Origin of the sequence: Micromonospora sp. C51, assembly GCF_018070435.1 — a bacterium.
Taxonomy (GTDB): domain Bacteria; phylum Actinomycetota; class Actinomycetes; order Mycobacteriales; family Micromonosporaceae; genus Micromonospora; species Micromonospora sediminimaris.
On sequence record NZ_JAGPXQ010000006.1, the window covers coordinates 215,167 to 231,130 of the forward strand.

Annotated in this window: 13 protein-coding genes; 9 read left to right on the plus strand and 4 right to left on the minus strand. The window is 71.3% G+C overall.

Annotated features, from left to right (window positions below; genetic code table 11):
- Positions 1–37: 37 nt before the first annotated feature.
- A complete protein-coding gene (locus KBX50_RS10550) occupies positions 38–436 on the minus strand; it encodes a Scr1 family TA system antitoxin-like transcriptional regulator (RefSeq protein WP_210936616.1) in 399 nt (132 codons plus the stop codon).
- A 321-nt stretch (positions 437–757) separates the two neighbouring features.
- Here KBX50_RS10550 and groES point away from each other — a divergent pair, with 321 nt between their 5' ends.
- From groES to KBX50_RS10565, 3 genes are all read left to right on the plus strand, one after another.
- On the plus strand, positions 758–1,072 hold the full coding sequence (gene groES / locus KBX50_RS10555; RefSeq protein ID WP_089155197.1) for a co-chaperone GroES: 315 nt from the start codon (positions 758–760) through the stop codon (positions 1,070–1,072).
- A 76-nt stretch (positions 1,073–1,148) separates the two neighbouring features.
- Entirely contained in the window at positions 1,149–2,798 is a 1,650-nt protein-coding gene (gene groL, locus KBX50_RS10560; RefSeq protein ID WP_210936618.1) for a chaperonin GroEL, read from the plus strand.
- A gap of 208 nt (positions 2,799–3,006) precedes the next feature.
- Entirely contained in the window at positions 3,007–4,722 is a 1,716-nt protein-coding gene (locus KBX50_RS10565) for a molybdopterin-dependent oxidoreductase (protein ID WP_210936620.1), read from the plus strand.
- A 136-nt stretch (positions 4,723–4,858) separates the two neighbouring features.
- Here the strand turns inward: KBX50_RS10565 and KBX50_RS10570 are convergent, their stop codons facing one another.
- Positions 4,859–5,242, minus strand: a complete 384-nt coding sequence (locus tag KBX50_RS10570) for a WhiB family transcriptional regulator (RefSeq protein ID WP_210936622.1) — start codon at positions 5,240–5,242, stop codon at positions 4,859–4,861.
- Between the two features lie 253 nt (positions 5,243–5,495).
- On the opposite strand from KBX50_RS10570, the gene KBX50_RS10575 reads away from it, so the two are divergent.
- A complete protein-coding gene (locus tag KBX50_RS10575; RefSeq protein WP_210936624.1) occupies positions 5,496–6,296 on the plus strand; it encodes a response regulator transcription factor in 801 nt (266 codons plus the stop codon).
- Positions 6,297–6,397: 101 nt separating this feature from the next.
- Here KBX50_RS10575 and KBX50_RS10580 read toward each other — a convergent pair whose 3' ends face one another.
- Complete coding sequence (locus KBX50_RS10580; protein ID WP_210936626.1) at positions 6,398–6,808, minus strand: DUF5319 domain-containing protein; 411 nt, start codon at positions 6,806–6,808, stop codon at positions 6,398–6,400.
- Between the two features lie 194 nt (positions 6,809–7,002).
- On the opposite strand from KBX50_RS10580, the gene guaB reads away from it, so the two are divergent.
- The 4 genes from guaB to KBX50_RS10600 all read left to right on the plus strand — a co-directional run bounded on the left by guaB (position 7,003) and on the right by KBX50_RS10600 (position 12,965).
- Positions 7,003–8,565 carry an IMP dehydrogenase gene (gene guaB / locus KBX50_RS10585; RefSeq protein ID WP_210936628.1) on the plus strand — a complete coding sequence of 521 codons (1,563 nt, stop codon included), beginning with the start codon at positions 7,003–7,005 and terminating at the stop codon, positions 8,563–8,565.
- Between the two features lie 37 nt (positions 8,566–8,602).
- Complete coding sequence (locus KBX50_RS10590; protein ID WP_093404935.1) at positions 8,603–9,721, plus strand: GuaB3 family IMP dehydrogenase-related protein; 1,119 nt, start codon at positions 8,603–8,605, stop codon at positions 9,719–9,721.
- A 123-nt stretch (positions 9,722–9,844) separates the two neighbouring features.
- Positions 9,845–11,272 (plus strand): M1 family metallopeptidase, encoded by a 1,428-nt coding sequence (locus KBX50_RS10595; protein WP_374224596.1) that lies wholly within the window; start codon positions 9,845–9,847, stop codon positions 11,270–11,272.
- A gap of 223 nt (positions 11,273–11,495) precedes the next feature.
- Positions 11,496–12,965 (plus strand): M1 family metallopeptidase, encoded by a 1,470-nt coding sequence (locus tag KBX50_RS10600; RefSeq protein WP_210936632.1) that lies wholly within the window; start codon positions 11,496–11,498, stop codon positions 12,963–12,965.
- 51 nt (positions 12,966–13,016) lie between these two features.
- Here KBX50_RS10600 and KBX50_RS10605 read toward each other — a convergent pair whose 3' ends face one another.
- Positions 13,017–14,129 carry an LCP family protein gene (locus tag KBX50_RS10605; protein ID WP_210936635.1) on the minus strand — a complete coding sequence of 371 codons (1,113 nt, stop codon included), beginning with the start codon at positions 14,127–14,129 and terminating at the stop codon, positions 13,017–13,019.
- 229 nt (positions 14,130–14,358) lie between these two features.
- Here KBX50_RS10605 and KBX50_RS10610 point away from each other — a divergent pair.
- A partial coding sequence (locus KBX50_RS10610; RefSeq protein ID WP_210936637.1) for an FAD-dependent oxidoreductase occupies positions 14,359–15,964 on the plus strand: 1,606 nt, incomplete at its 3' end.

Sequence of the window (15,964 nt, forward strand, 5' to 3'; positions counted from 1 at the left end):
CTCGATCAGGCGGGCGGACTGCCGGTGCGGCAGCGCCTCACCGGCCACAGTCTCCCAACGCCGCCCCAGGCTGGCAAAGGTCGTTCGGGCCGTCCACTGTGTGCCCCCGGAGCTGGTTGTCCAGGTGCGCCACCTCGGTGCCGTCGGTCAGCCGGGCCAGCACCCGCTTCTCGATCTGCTCGTCGGTAAGCGGCGGACCGGCCCGGAGCATCGCCCGGGCGTACGCCTCGGTCTGGAGCAGGCCCGGCACCACGGCCGGGTCGTACCAGCGCAGCGCGACCGCCTCCCGCTCGATCTCGCCCCACGGCCGGAACCAGTCCGGCTCGGCGTGCAGCCGGATCAGCTCCAGCATCCCGACGAAGAGGCCACCGGTCTCCAGCACCTTGTCGAACCGGGCCAGGTAGTCGGCGCTGAGCTGGTTCGGGCCGATCTCCATCGCGCTCACAGTGACTGTCGGCGTGTTGCGGTCAACGCTGGCGAACGACTGCGGAACAGTGTGGGAAAAGTGGCGACGCGGGTGCGGAGGAGCGGCGACACGAGGGTGGCGGATTGGCACTCTCCTTGACGGAGTGCTAGCCGAGGAATAACCTGCGATTAGCACTCTCACCCTGAGGGTGCCAACCTTCGGGCCCTGGTGTCCGGGGGTTGAACGCCAGGCGGACCGGCACCCGCGACGACGGCCCCGCCCGGTGGCATGTGGCAGATTGACGCCGGTCGGCATGCCGACCGGCAACGAAACCAAGTACCCCAGGAGGGTATGCCCGTGACTACCGCGACCAAGGTTGCGATCAAGCCGCTCGAGGACCGCATCGTGGTCCAGGCGAACGAGGCCGAGACCACCACCGCCTCGGGCATCGTGATCCCCGACACCGCCAAGGAGAAGCCGCAGGAGGGCACCGTCCTCGCTGTCGGCCCGGGCCGGATCGACGACAAGGGCAACCGCGTGCCGATCGACGTCTCCGTCGGCGACACCGTTCTCTACTCGAAGTACGGCGGCACCGAGGTCAAGTACGCCGGCGAGGAGTACCTGGTGCTCTCCGCCCGCGACGTCCTCGCGGTCATCGAGAAGTAAGTAAGACAGACCGATCAGTGTCGTTGCCCCGGTCCGGCTCGCCGGGCCGGGGCGACGTCGCTTCGAAGGGACATTCATGGCGAAGATCCTGAGCTTCTCGGACGACGCCCGGCACCTGCTGGAGCACGGTGTCAACGCGCTCGCTGACGCGGTCAAGGTCACCCTCGGGCCGCGCGGGCGCAACGTCGTCCTCGACAAGAAATTCGGTGCGCCGACGATCACCAACGATGGTGTGACCATCGCCAAGGAGATCGAGCTCACCAACCCGTACGAGAACCTCGGCGCGCAACTGGTCAAGGAGGTGGCGACCAAGACCAACGACGTCGCCGGCGACGGGACCACCACCGCGACCGTGCTCGCCCAGGCCATGGTCCGCGAGGGCCTGCGCAACGTCACCGCGGGCGCCAACCCGGCCGGCCTCAAGCGGGGTATCGACGCCGCTGCCACCAAGGTCTCCGAGGCGCTGCTCGGCAAGGCCGTCGAGGTCTCCGACAAGAAGTCGGTCGCGCACGTCGCGACGATCTCGGCGCAGGACGCCACCATCGGCGAGCTGATCGCCGAGGCGATGGAGAAGGTCGGCCGCGACGGTGTGATCACCGTTGAGGAAGGCTCCGCCCTGCACACCGAGCTGGACGTCACCGAGGGCCTCCAGTTCGACAAGGGCTTCATCTCGCCGAACTTCGTCACCGACGCGGAGTCGCAGGAGTCCGTCCTGGAGGACGCGTACATCCTGATCACCACGCAGAAGATCTCCGCGATCGAGGAGCTGCTGCCGCTGCTGGAGAAGGTTCTCCAGAACAACAAGCCGCTGCTCATCGTCGCCGAGGACGTCGAGGGTCAGGCGCTGTCCACCCTGGTGGTCAACGCCATCCGCAAGACCATCAAGGTCTGCGCGGTCAAGGCGCCCGGTTTCGGCGACCGCCGCAAGGCGATGCTCCAGGACATGGCGATCCTCACCGGCGCCGAGCTGGTCGCCCCGGAACTGGGCTACAAGCTCGACCAGGTCGGCCTGGAGGTGCTGGGCAGCGCCCGGCGCATCGTGGTCGACAAGGAGAACACCACGATCGTCGAGGGTGGCGGCCAGGCCAGCGAGGTGACCGACCGGGTCGCGCAGATCCGCAAGGAGATCGAGGCCTCGGACTCCGAGTGGGACCGGGAGAAGCTCGCCGAGCGGCTGGCCAAGCTCTCCGGCGGTGTCGCGGTGGTCAAGGTCGGCGCGGCCACCGAGGTCGAGATGAAGGAGCGCAAGCACCGCATCGAGGACGCCATCGCCGCGACCAAGGCCGCGGTCGAGGAGGGTACGGTGCCCGGCGGAGGTGCCGCCCTGGCGCAGATCCTGTCGGTGCTCGACGACGACCTCGGCTTCACCGGCGACGAGAAGGTCGGCGTGTCGATCGTGCGTAAGGCGCTGGTCGAGCCGCTGCGCTGGATCGCCCAGAACGCCGGTCACGACGGCTACGTCGTCGTGCAGAAGGTCGCCGGCAGCGACTGGGGCCACGGCCTCGACGCCGCCGTCGGCGAGTACGTCGACCTGACCAAGGCCGGCATCATCGACCCGGTCAAGGTGACCCGCAACGCGGTGACCAACGCCGCGTCGATCGCCGGTCTGCTGCTCACCACCGAGAGCCTCGTGGTGGAGAAGCCGGCTGAGCCGGAGCCCGCCTCGGGTGGCCACGGCCACTCGCACGGCCACGGTCACAGCCACCAGCACGGCCCGGGCTTCTGAGCCTGCCGTACGCCGGACGTGGGGCGCGCCGTCGACGACGGTGCGCCCCACGCGCGTGAGTGGGACGGTCGTGCGGCCGAGGCGGACCCCTCGGGACGTCGGATCCCTCGGGACGTCGGACCCGGTTCCGGGCCGGTGCGCCGTGACGAGAGGTTACGGAACGCCGACGGCGCTACCGGACCGGTGGCCGGTGGGAAACACTGGGCGGGTGAGCAGCACGACACCCCGGTTCGCGGCCCTGGCCGGCATCGCCGCCGCTGCGGCGGCCATCGGCACCGCCGAAGTGGTTGCCGCCCTGACCGGCCCCCGGTCGTCCCCGCTCGTCGCGGTCGGCGGTCTCGTCGTGGACACCGCCCCGGAGCCGGTCAAGCGGTTCGGCATCGAGGTCTTCGGCACGTACGACAAGATCGCCCTACTGGTCGGCACGGCACTGCTGCTCGGCGGCTTCGCCGCCCTGATCGGCATGCTGGCCGCCCGGCGGCTGACGGCGGGCCTGGCCGGCATCGTCGTCTTCGGCGGGATCGGCGCGGCGGCGGCCCTGACCCGGGCCGGCGCGGACGCCGCCGACGTACTCCCGTCGCTGCTCGGAGCGGCGGTCGGCGGGGTCGCGCTCTGGGCGTTCGTCGCCGGCCCGCTGGAACTCGAACCCTGGCCGTGGGCCCCACCGACGCCGTCCGGCCCGCCCTCCGTGGCCAATCGCGCCGTGCCCCCCGACCCGGATTCGGCCGGGACCGTCGGGGTCCCCGACGGGACGGCGACCGACCCGACCGCGTCGGCCGGCAGTCCGTCGGTCCCGGGAAGCCCGCCGGCCGCCGGCGGCCCATCGGGCCCCGCAGGTCCGGGGCGGCGGGTCGACCCGGACTCGCGGCGGCGGTTCCTCACCGGGGTCGGGACGGTGCTCGGGGTGGCCGCCGTCGGGGGAGTGGCGGGGCGGTGGTTGGCCGGCCGCCAGGGGGTGTCGGCCGCCCGCGAGGCGATCACGCTGCCGGCCCCGGTCTCTGCCGCACCACCGGTGCCCGCTGGTGCCAACTTGTCCGTGCCCGGGCTGGCCAGCTACGTGACGTCGAACCGAAGCTTCTACCGGATCGACACCGCGCTGGTGGTGCCGCAGGTCGATCCGGAGACCTGGCAGTTGCGCATCCACGGCCGGGTCCGCAACCCGGTCACGCTGAGCTACGCCGATCTGCTCGCCCGACCCATGGTGGAGCGGTACGTGACGCTGGCCTGCGTCTCCAACGAGGTTGGCGGCGACCTGATCGGCAACGCACGGTGGCTCGGCGTACCGATCCGGGAACTGCTCGACGAGGTGGGGCCGCTGGACGGTGCCGACCAGGTGGTCGGGCGCTCGGTCGACGGTTGGACCTGCGGCACCCCGACCGCAGCGCTGCGGGACGGGCGGGACGCGCTGCTCGCCGTCGGCATGAACGGCGAGCCGCTGCCGGTGCAGCACGGCTTCCCGGTCCGGATGGTGGTGCCGGGCCTGTACGGCTACGTGTCGGCCTGCAAGTGGATCACCGAACTTGAGTTGACCAGTTTCGCGGACTTCGACGCGTACTGGGTGCCCCGGGGGTGGTCGGCGCAGGGGCCGATCAAGACGCAGTCGAGGATCGACACGCCCCGCCCGCGCAACCGCCCGGCCGCCGGCCCGGTCACGGTCGCGGGCGTCGCCTGGGCGCAGCACCGGGGCATCGACCGCGTCGAGGTACGCGTCGACGAAGGGCCCTGGCAGGAGGCCCAGCTGGCGCCGACCATCTCGGTGGACACCTGGGTGCAGTGGTCGTGGCAGTGGCCGGCGACCCCGGGCGAGCACACCCTCCAGGTGCGGGCGACGGACAGCACCGGCGAGACCCAGACCGCCCAAAGGCAGGACGTCGCCCCCGACGGCGCGACCGGCTGGCACTCCGTCACCCTCACCGTCACCTGACCCCGAGACCCCACCCCCCGCGCCCCCGCACCGCTTCCCCGCCTGCGGTGGTGGTGGGAGTGGTGGGAGTGGGGGGAGTGGGGGGAAAGGGCGACGCCGCGTCCTGGTCGGGACGCGGCGTCGGTGGTGCGATTGGTCAGGCGACGTTGCGCTGGATGGGCACCGTCGAACGGTGCGAGCTGCCCAGCCGGGCCTCCAGTCGGTTGACGTCGACGCGGGTCTGGCGACGGTCGGCGAGATCCTCCCAGCCGACCGCGAGCAGTCGCAGCCGCTCGGACTCGCTGAAGCCACCCCAGACGCCGTACGGCTCGCGTACCGCCAAGGCGTGCGCGGCGCACTCGGCGCGGACCGGGCAGGCCCGGCAGACGGCCTTGGCGGAGGATTCCCGGCGCAGCCGGGACGAGCCGCGCTCCCCGTCGGGATGGAAGAACTGGGCGCTGTCGCGGCCCCGGCAGGCGCCGAGGCGCTGCCAGTCCCAGAGGTCGATGATGGGTCCGGGCAGTCTACGTACGTTCGACATCAGCACCCCTCCTCTCGCGCGGCACCGCGAGACAGCTTGTGGCCGGTTGTCCGGGCGGCGGGCCGCGCAGGCGCACCGTTCCCGGCCTGGCCACTCCCTACCCGGGCGTCTCTCGCCTCACACGTCTTTGATCCAAAACATCCGACAGATTGCGGCATATGCCCTATCTGTCGGAAAAGTTGGGAGGATTGCCCGGAACCTCCTCCCGACCGGGGCAGGTCATGGTCTGCTCGTCAGCGGAGAGGAGATGCCTGTGCGTACCGTTCTCGTGTGCGTTCGAACGCCGCTCGCGGCGCAGCACCTGACCTCCGCGGCAGCGCGGTTGGGATTGTCGGGTGCCGTCCGGACGGCGGTCTCCGACCCCGAGGTGATGTTGCGGTTGGCCGAACGTCCGGCCGATGTGGTGCTCGCCGACACCGCGCTCACCCGACCCGACAGCGTCGGTTTCGTCCGCCGGGTGCTGGCCCGTGCTCCGCAGGCCGCTGTCCTGCTGCTCGGTGCCGAGGAGTCCGAGGCAGCGGCGGCGACCATAGGTGCCGGGGCCCGCGGTCTGATCCAGGGGGTCGACCAGGATCTGACCAGCGCCGTCGCCAAGGCGCTGCTGCTGCTGGCCGCGCCCGGTCGGACCAACCGGCACCGGATCGCTGATCCGGCCCGGGACGCCGCGGCGGTCGGCAGCCCGGCCCGGCCGGCCCCCGGTGGTCGTACCGGCGGCGAGGCGTCCACCGCCTGGCCGGGCACGGACGCGGCGGGCGGCCCGGCGGTGGTGCCGGTGCAGCGTGGCGACGACCCCGCCGAACCGGGTGCCGAGTCCGAGCCGGGCAAGCCCACGTCGCCACCCCGAACCGACCGGTCCGCGATCGGCCTCACCGAGCGAGAGCTACAGGTGCTGCTCGGCATGGCCGAGGGCAAGAGCAACGCCGAGATCGGCCGGGAACTGTTCGTCTCCGAGGACACCGTCAAGACCCACGCCCGCCGGCTGTTCCGCAAGCTCGGTGCCCGTGACCGGGCGCACGCCGTGGCCGCCGGCTTCCGGGCCGGTCTGGTCGCGTAGCAACTCGGCCGGCTCGGTCCGGCCGAGTTCGCCAACCGGACCCGAGCCGGCCGGTCGAGCCGAGTGGGCCAGTCCGGCCTAGTTGCGCTTACGGTGACGGGTCAGCGGCCCGAGCCGGGCTCGTCCTCGGTGCCTTCGCTGAGGGTGTCGTGCACGCCGTCGGCGTAACCCCGGGCATAGTCCCAGGTGACGTAGTGGTCGGGGTCGGGATCGTAGGCCGGCTCGTGCACCCGTGGGCGCCCCGAGCTGAGCAGGTGCCGAAGGTTTCCCCGGAGCAGGTCCCAGTCGAAGTAGTGCGGTTCCCGGCAGTCCTCACACTCGATGACCAGCCCGCGTACGCCGATCGGCGCGAGCAGGGCCTGGTAGATCTCCAGGTCGGCGAGATCCTCCAGTACGTCCTGGCGCTCGACGTCGGTCAGTGGGTCCAGCGGCGCGTCGTCGTCGGGGGCCTCCAGGTTGGCCGCCGGATCGGTCGGGTCGCCGGTGAACGGGTCGATGGGATCGTCGTGCACCCCCTCACCGTAGTCCCCTGCCACCGCCGACGCGTGTCCCCCGGTCGCGCGAGCCGTCACCGGGGCGGGCACCGCGCGGTTCAGGGGGAGAAAGCTTCAGTGGGTACGATGAGGCTGACACCCTCGCCCGGCGTTCGCCGGTGCCCCCGTGCCACCTCGCTGAAGCCCGGTTCGAGCAGCTCAGGAGAGCAATCGTGGAGAATTCGCCCCGTACCGACCTTTCCGCCGGCGTCGAGGGCGGCGAAGTGGGCGGCCATCTGCCCGAGCTGCCCGCCGGTTCGGCCAGGGTGGTGCCGCTGGGGCTGACCTTCGACGACGTGCTGCTTCAGCCGGGTGAGTCCGACGTGGTGCCGAGCCGGGTGAACACGATCACCCAGTTGACCCGTAACGTCTCGCTCTCCATCCCGCTGCTGTCCAGCGCGATGGACACGGTCACCGAGGCCAGGATGGCGATCGCGATGGCCCGCCAGGGCGGCATCGGCGTGCTGCACCGCAACCTCTCGGTGGAGGACCAGGCGCTCCAGGTCGACCTGGTCAAGCGCTCCGAGTCGGGCATGATCACCAACCCGGTGACCGCGAGCCCGGACGACACCCTGCGCGAGGTCGACCAGCTCTGCGGGCGCTACCGCATCTCGGGAGTGCCGGTGGTGGACGCCCAGGGGCAGCTGGTGGGCATCGTCACCAACCGGGACATGCGCTTCGTCTCCGACCCGGCCGTGCCGGTCCGCGAGATCATGACCAAGGCGCCGCTGGTCACCGCCCCGGTCGGGGTGAGCAAGGATGAGGCGCTCGGCCTGCTGCGTCAGCACAAGGTCGAGAAGCTGCCGATCGTCGACGGCTCGGGCAAGCTGCGCGGGTTGATCACCGTGAAGGACTTCACCAAGAGCGAGCAGTACCCGAGCGCCACCAAGGACGAGGCGGGGCGGCTGCGGGTGGCGGCGGCGATCGGTGTCGGCGAGGACGCGTACAAGCGCGCCCGAGCGCTTGTCGACGCCGGTGTCGACGTCATCATCGTGGACACTGCCCACGGTCACCAGCGCGCGGTGCTGGAGATGGTCAGCCGGCTCAAGAAGGACGTCGCCGTCGACATCGTCGGCGGCAACGTGGCGACCTACGCCGGTGCGCGGGCGCTTGTCGAGGCCGGCGCCGACGGGGTGAAGGTCGGTGTCGGCCCGGGCGCGATCTGCACCACCCGGATCGTGGCGGGCGTCGGTGTTCCGCAGATCACGGCGATCATGGAGGCCACCCGGGCGGCCCGGCCGGCCGGCGTGCCGGTCATCGGCGACGGTGGCATCCAGTATTCCGGCGACATCGCCAAGGCCCTTGTCGCCGGCGCGGACACGGTGATGCTCGGCAGCCTGCTGGCCGGTTGCGAGGAGAGCCCCGGTGAGCTGATCTTCGTCAACGGCAAGCAGTTCAAGACGTACCGCGGCATGGGTTCGCTCGGCGCCATGCAGTCCCGCGGGCAGGCCAAGTCGTACTCCAAGGACCGCTACTTCCAGCAGGACGTGACAAGCGACGAGAAGTTGGTCCCGGAGGGCGTCGAGGGTCAGGTGCCGTACCGTGGGCCGCTGGCCCGGGTGGCCCACCAGTTGGTCGGCGGCCTGCGGCTGGCGATGGGGTACGCGGGTGCGGAGAACATCCCCGAGCTGCACCAGCGGGGTCAGCTCATCCGGATCACCGCGGCCGGGCTCAAGGAGAGCCACCCGCACGACATCCAGATGACCGTCGAAGCCCCCAACTACCACACCCGCTGACCCCTCCCCCCACCCCCGAAGACATCTGGAGTGCCCCATGCGTGACGTGGTCGAGATCGGGCTGGGCAAGACCGCGCAGCGCGGCTACCACCTGGACGACATCGCCATCGTGCCGTCCCGCCGGACGCGGGACGTCGACGACGTCTCCACCGGGTGGCAGCTGGACGCGTACCAGTTCGGCATCCCGTGCGTCGGGCACCCCTCCGACGCGACGATGAGCCCGGCCTCGGCCGTCCGGCTCGGTCAGCTCGGCGGGCTCGGCGTACTCAACGTCGAAGGGCTGTGGACCCGTTACGAGAACCCGAGCAAGGTGCTGGAGGAACTCGGCGGCCTCGACGAGGACGCCCGCGCCACCAAACGGCTCCAGGAGGTGTACGCCGAGCCGATCCGGCCGGATCTCATCACCGAGCGGGTCCGTGAGCTGCGCGACGGTGGCGGCACCGTGGCGGTGCGCGTGTCACCGCAGCACACGCTGGCGCTGGCACCGGTCATCCTCGACGCGGGCGTCGACATCCTGGTCATCCAGGGCACCATCGTCTCGGCCGAGCACGTCTCGACCACCGACGAGCCGCTCAACCTCAAGGAGTTCATCGCCGACCTCGACCTCCCGGTCATCGTCGGCGGCTGCACCGACTACAAGACCGCCCTGCACCTGATGCGCACCGGCGCAGCCGGCGTGATCATCGGTATCGGCGGGGACGAGTGGTCCACCACCGAGTCGGTGCTCGGCATCCGGGTACCGATGGCCACCGCGATCGCTGACGCCGCCGCGGCCCGGCGCGACTACCTCGACGAGACCGGCGGGCGGTACGTGCACCTCATCGCCGACGGCGACATCCGGACCTCCGGCGACATCGCCAAGGCCCTCGGCTGCGGCGCGGACGCGGTGATGCTGGGCGAGCCGCTGTCGCTGTGCGAGGAGGCGCCGGCCGGCGGGTCCTGGTGGCACTCGGCGGCCAGCCACCCGTCGCTGCCCCGCGGCGCCTTCGAGACCGCCGGTGAGCCCCTCGGCTCGATGGAGCGCCTTCTCTTCGGCCCCGCCGACGAGCCGGACGGCCAGCTCAACCTCTTCGGTGGCCTGCGCCGGGCCATGGCCAAGTGCGGCTACCGCGACCTCAAGGAGTTCCAGAAGGTCGGCCTCGTCCTCGACCGCTGACCCCCGCCCCCTCCCGCCGACGTCGATCATGCAGTTGTGGCACCCGGTTGGTTGGGTTATGCCCGATTCGCCACGTGCCACAACTCCATGATCGACGGAAGGGGCGGCAGTAGGCTCGGGCTGGTGAGCAGCAGGGTTGGCAGGTGGGGGGCCGGTGCGGCGGCGGTGGTCGCGGCCGTGGTGGCGGCGGTCGTACTGGTCAGCGGCATCGGGGGTCGGGACGCGGCGACGCCGGGCGAATTCCGGGCGGGCAGCGTCGATCTCGGCGACCCGTACGTGCCGGGCAGCGGCAACGGCGGCTACGACGTGGCCCACTACCGGCTCGCGGTGCGCTACGACCCGGCTGACGACCGGCTCACCGGCAGCGCCGAGATCACCGCGACCGCCACCCATGCGCTGTCCCGATTCAACCTGGACCTGTCCGGGTTGGAGGTCAGCTCGGTGACCGTGGACGGTGTCTCGGCCGAGCACCGGCGGGACGACGGCGAACTGGTGGTCACCCCGGCCCGAGGGCTCGACTCCGGTAGCCGGTTCACGGTGGAGGTCGCCTACGGTGGCGTACCCGAGGCGGACGCCGACGGCGTGCTCGGCAGTGGCGGCTTCCAGCACACCGACGACGGTGCGATCGCCCTCGGCCAACCGCACTCGGCGGCCACCTGGTTCCCGGTCAACGACCATCCGTCGGACAAGGCCACCTACGAGCTTGAGGTGACCGTCCCGGACGGACTCGCCGCGCTCAGCAACGGAGTGCCGGGGGAGCGGACCAGCGCCGACGGGTGGACCACCTGGCGCTGGGCCGAGCGCTCACCGATGGCGAGCTACCTGACCACCCTCGTGATCGGCGACTACCGGGTGCGGACCGAGGAACACGCCGGCCGGCCCATGGTCACCGCCGTACCGGACGGGCTCCCGGTGACCGGTCCGGCGGCCACCTCCCTGGCCCGCACCGGCGAGATCGCCGACTTCCTGACCACCCGCTTCGGGCCGTACCCCTTCGAGTCGTACGGCGGCGTGGTGGTCTCCGACGGCCGGATCGGATACGCGCTGGAGACCCAGTCCCGGCCGGTCTACGGGCCGGGGTTCTTCCGGGGCGGCGAGCCGAACTACAGCGTGGTCGCCCACGAGCTGGCCCACCAGTGGTTCGGCAACAGTGTGGCGCTGGCCCGCTGGGGTGACATCTGGCTCAACGAGGGCTTCGCCAGCTACGCCGAGTGGCTGTGGGAGGAACACGACGGTGGACGCAGCGCCCAGCGCAACTTCGAAATCCAGTACGCGGCCACCGACTGGTCCCGGCGCACCCTCGACCCCGGCCCCGGGCAGATGTTCAGCACCGCCGTCTACAAGCGCGGGGCGCTCACCGTGCACGCGCTGCGGCGTACCGTCGGCGACGACGCCTTCTTCGAGATGCTGCGGACGTGGACCAGCGAGCGTCGGGACGGCACCGCCACCACCGACGACTTCGTCGCCCTGGCCGAACGGGTCTCCGGCCGCGACCTGGGCTCGTTCTTCGACGCCTGGCTGACCGGCGCCGCCGCGCCCGCCCAGCCTTGACCAGCGCCGACGCGCCCGCCCAGCCCTGACCGGCACCGCCGCACCCGCCCAGCCCCCGGGTACCTCGTCCGCCCGGCCGTCGTCGGCCGGAGAACGGCTCGCGGCCACCGCCCGAACGACGTTCTTCCAGTGATCATCTGATCGGTAGGCTGCGGCCTGCGATCGGACGGTCGGTCGCGCGGGCCGGCCGTCGGTCGGTCACGTGTCACGGGGAGGACGTGCGATGACAGGTGTGCGGACGCACCTTCGGCGGAGCGTGGCTCTGCTGCTGGTGGGGACGTTGGGGCTGACCGGCTGTGACTCGGCCGCCCCGGAGGAGGCGGAGCCGAGCGCGGCGACGCCGAGCGAGTCGGCGACGCCGCCACCGGACTTCCAACCGGGTGCCGCGGGAGCTGGGGATCCGTACTTCCCCAGTTACGGCAACGGCGGTTACGACGTCGCCGGCTACACGGTGAAGGTTCGCTACGACCCGGCGAAGGACCAGCTGAGTGGCGTCACCACCGTCCAGGCGAAGGCGACGGCCGACCTGTCGTCGTTCAACCTCGACCTGGCGCACCTGAAGGTCAGCCAGGTCACCGTGGACGGTGCACCTGCGCAACACCGACAGGAGAAGAACGAACTGGTCGTCGCTCCGGCCGACGGGCTGGTGTCCGGCCGGGACTTCACCGCCGAGATCACCTACGCGGGCAAGCCGAAGTCATTGAAGAACGAGGCCGTCGGTGAGGGTGGCTGGCTGCACACCAGCGACGGCGCGATCGCGCTCGGCCAGCCCGAGTCGGCAAGCACCTGGTTCCCGGTCAACGACCACCCGTCGGACAAGGCCACCTACCGGTTCGAGATCACCGTCCCGGACGGACTGACCGCGATCAGCAACGGCGTTCCGGGCGGCAAGACCAGCACCGCCGGCTGGACCACCTGGCGCTGGGCCGAGAACACGCCGATGGCCAGCTACCTGAGCATGGTGACGATCGGAAAGTTCCGGATCAAAGAGGGCAGCCACAAGGGACGGCCGGTGTTCAACGCGGTGACCACGAAGGTGGCCAAGGGCGCGGCGGACGCGTCGATGGCCAAGACCCTCAAGGTGGCCGACTACCTGGAAACCGTCTTCGGCCCGTACCCGGTCGAGGCGTACGGCGGTGTGGTCGTCTCGGACGAGCGCATCCGGTACGCGTTGGAGACGCAGAGCCGGTCGGTCTACTCGGCTGGCTTCTTCCGGCGGGGCGAGAACACCGGCGTCGTCGCCCACGAGGTCGCCCACCAGTGGTTCGGCAACAGCGTGGCGTTGAGCCGGTGGCAGGACATCTGGCTCAACGAGGGTCTGTCGTCGTACGCCGAATGGTTGTGGGCCGAGCACACCGACGAGTTCACCGCGAAGGAGGCGTTCGACATCCGGATGGCGCGGGTGCCGGCGGAGGTCTGGCGTACGCCGCCGGGCAAGCCGGGGGTGAAGAACATGTTCAGCGAGTCGGTCTACCAGCGCGGCGCGATGACGGTGCACGCCCTGCGGGTGTCCGTGGGCGACAAGGCGTTCTTCGAGATCCTCAAGACCTGGGCGCGGGAGAAGCGCGACGCCAACGGCACCACGGAGGAGTTCGTGGCGCTGGCGGAGCGGATCTCCGGTGAGAAGCTGAAGAAACTCTTCGACGCCTGGCTCTACGGCAAGAAGAAGCCCGCCGCGCCGAAGCGTCTCTAGGGTTCCTCCGCCACCGGGCGAGGCGTTCCCTCGTCCGGTGGCAGGGCCCGGTCAGCTCTTCACCTTCAGTTTCGGATTGTCGGCCAGGAAGGCGTCGGCTTTGCCGGCGCGCAGTTGGGTGAGGAAACGGCGGCCGACGGAGGTCAGTTCCTCGCCCCGGTAGGCGTTGCCCCGACCCACCGAAGCCCCGGGCAGCCCGACCAGCGTGACCGCCTGCGGCGACAACGAGCCCAGGGCGTACGCGAAGTCCACGATCCGCCTGCCGCCGACGTAGAGCAGCGCGTCGTCGAGCGCCGCGACCACCTGTTCGACCCGCTCGGGCTGCCGGGCCAGATTCTGGTCGAGGATCTTCCCGATCAGCGCCCGGATCAGCTGCTGGTGGTGGCGTTGCCGGGCGTAGTCACCACCGGGCAGGTAACGCTGGCGGGCGTAGTCGAGGGCCTGCCAGCCGTTGAGGTGACGCTCGCCGGGTTCGTAGACCATCTGTGGCCCGACGTAGCCGCCCACACCCGGGCCCGGCTTTCGGTGCTTGCCGTCGGGTTGCCGGTGCCGCGACACGACCCGCTGGTCGACGCGGATGTCCACGCCACCCAGGCTGTCGACCAACTCGTCGAAGCCGCCGAAGGTGAGCACCGCGCCCGCGTCGATGCGCAGGCCCGTGTAGTCGCTGACCGTACGGCGCAGCAACTCGTACCCCTGGGCGGCGTCGGGTCGCTTGGGGCGGTCCGGTACCCGGCTGCCGTAGCTCATCGCATGGGTGAGCTTGGTTCGCCCGCCCGGGTAGCCGGCCGGTTTGTAGGCCGGGATGTCCACCACCAGATCGCGGGGGAGGGAGAAGAGGTACGCCCGGGACAGCCCCGCCGGCACGTGCAGCACGAGTACGGCGTCGGCGTGCGGCTCCCAGTCGGGCACACTCACCCGGGTGTCCACTCCGACCAGCAGCAGGTTGAGCGGGCCGGTGATGTCGGCACCCGGAGGCGGGCTCGGGCTCGGGCTGGGGCTCGGGCTGGGCGACCCGCTCGGGCCGCCGGTGGCGGCGGTCGGTGTCCGGCGGTCGTCGCCGCCGGTACGCGCCACCATCACGCCGATCACCGCGACCACCGTCAGGGTGACCAGACCGGCCAGCACCAACGTCAACCGTTTTCGGTCTCCTCCGAGCATCATCCCCCGCCTCCTTAGGGCGTCTGTCGAATTCCTGCCCGCCTGCGACGCCGCTTGCGGCGCCGCTCGGCTCGACGGAGGACTTCGACACCCGCCCTGGGTCGATATCGGTCCAACGCGCTGAACCGGGCTCGTGGTTGCTTCCCGAACGGGCGAGACTGACGCGGTGCGGAGCATGATCGCGCGGAATCAGGTCCTGGCGCGAGAGCTACTCGCAAGTAATGATGCGTCCATGCGGTACGACGTGGTGGTCATCGGGTCGGGCTTCGGCGGCGGCGTCGCCGCATTGCGGCTGGCCGAGAAGGGCTACTCGGTCGGCGTACTGGAGGCGGGCCGGCGGTTCGCCGACGACGAGTTCCCGCAGACCTCGTGGCGGCTGCGTCGCTTCCTCTGGGCGCCGCGGCTGGGTTGTTTCGGCCTCCAGCGCATCACCCTGCTCCGGGCGGCCCACCGACGAGCCGGCGGCGGCGTGCTGGTGCTGTCCGGAGCCGGCGTCGGTGGGGGTTCGCTGGTGTACGCCAACACTCTCTACGAGCCCCTGGACGCCTTCTACGACGACCCGCAGTGGCGGCACCTGACCGACTGGCGGGCCGAACTGGCACCCCACTACGAACAGGCCAAACGGATGCTCGGGGTGACCACGTACCCGATCGCCACCGGGGCGGACCAGGCGATGCGGCAGGTCGCCGAGCGGATGGGAGTGGGGCACACCTTCCGCGCCACCCCGGTCGGCGTGCACCTCGGACGGCCGGGAGAGCGGGTCGCCGACCCCTACTTCGGCGGGGCCGGCCCGGAGCGTACCGGCTGCACCCACTGCGGCGCCTGCATGACCGGCTGCCGCGTCGGCGCGAAGAACACGCTGGTCAAGAACTATCTCTGGTTGGCCGAACGGCTCGGCGTGCGGGTACATCCGCTGACCACGGTGACCGCGGTCCGGCCGGTCGACGGCGGGTACCAGGTGCACGCCGAGCGCACCGGCGGCTGGCTGCGCCGCGGGTCGCAGGTGATCCACGCCGACCAGGTGATCTTCGCCGCCGGCGCGCTGGGCACCCAGCGGCTGCTGCACGAGATGCGGGAACAGGGTCACCTGCCCAACCTCTCGTCCCGGCTCGGCGAGCTGACCAGGACCAACTCGGAGGCGATCCTGGGTGCCTCCGTACCTCGCAGGCGGGCCCGGGAGCGCGGGTTGGACTTCACCGAGGGGGTGGCCATCACCAGCTCGTTCCACCCGGATCCGCAGACCCACATCGAGCCGGTCCGCTACGGCCGGGGCTCGAACGCGATGGGGCTGCTCCAGTCGCTGCTTGTCGACGGCGGGCCGCACCGGCTGCGCCGGTGGCTCGGGCAGCTGCTCCGGCAGCCCCGGGTGGCCGCCCGGCTGCTCTCCGTCCGACGCTGGTCGGAGCGTACGGTGATCGCCCTGGTGATGCAGTCGACCGACAACTCGCTGACCCTTCGACTGCGGGGCCGCCGGCTCGTCTCCGGCCCGGGCCACGGCCGCCCCAACCCGACCTGGATCCCGGCCGGTAACGAGGCGGTCCGGCTGCTCGCGGAGGAGATCGGCGGTACGCCGGGCGGCGCGCTGACCGAGCCGTTCGACATCCCGGTGACCGCGCACATCCTGGGCGGTGCGGTGATCGGCGCCACCGCCGCCGACGGCGTGATCGACCCCTACCACCGGGTGCACGGCCACCCCGGCCTGCACGTCGTCGACGGTGCCGCCGTCTCGGCCAACCTGGGCGTCAACCCGTCGCTCACCATCACCGCCCAAGCCGAGCGCGCCCTGTCCCTCTGGCCCAACAAGGGCGACCCCGACCCCCGCCCCGCCCCCGGCTCCC

What these genes read in the sequence shown, in the direction of transcription:
- KBX50_RS10550 (WP_210936616.1), bottom strand. Translation starts at nt 436, where the DNA reads ATGGAGATCGGCCCGAACCAGCTCAGCGCCGACTACCTGGCCCGGTTC.
- groES (WP_089155197.1), top strand. Translation starts at nt 758, where the DNA reads ATGCCCGTGACTACCGCGACCAAGGTTGCGATCAAGCCGCTCGAGGAC.
- groL (WP_210936618.1), top strand. Translation starts at nt 1,149, where the DNA reads ATGGCGAAGATCCTGAGCTTCTCGGACGACGCCCGGCACCTGCTGGAG.
- KBX50_RS10570 (WP_210936622.1), bottom strand. Translation starts at nt 5,242, where the DNA reads ATGTCGAACGTACGTAGACTGCCCGGACCCATCATCGACCTCTGGGAC.
- KBX50_RS10590 (WP_093404935.1), top strand. Translation starts at nt 8,603, where the DNA reads ATGCGTGACGTGGTCGAGATCGGGCTGGGCAAGACCGCGCAGCGCGGC.
- KBX50_RS10600 (WP_210936632.1), top strand. Translation starts at nt 11,496, where the DNA reads ATGACAGGTGTGCGGACGCACCTTCGGCGGAGCGTGGCTCTGCTGCTG.
- KBX50_RS10605 (WP_210936635.1), bottom strand. Translation starts at nt 14,129, where the DNA reads ATGATGCTCGGAGGAGACCGAAAACGGTTGACGTTGGTGCTGGCCGGT.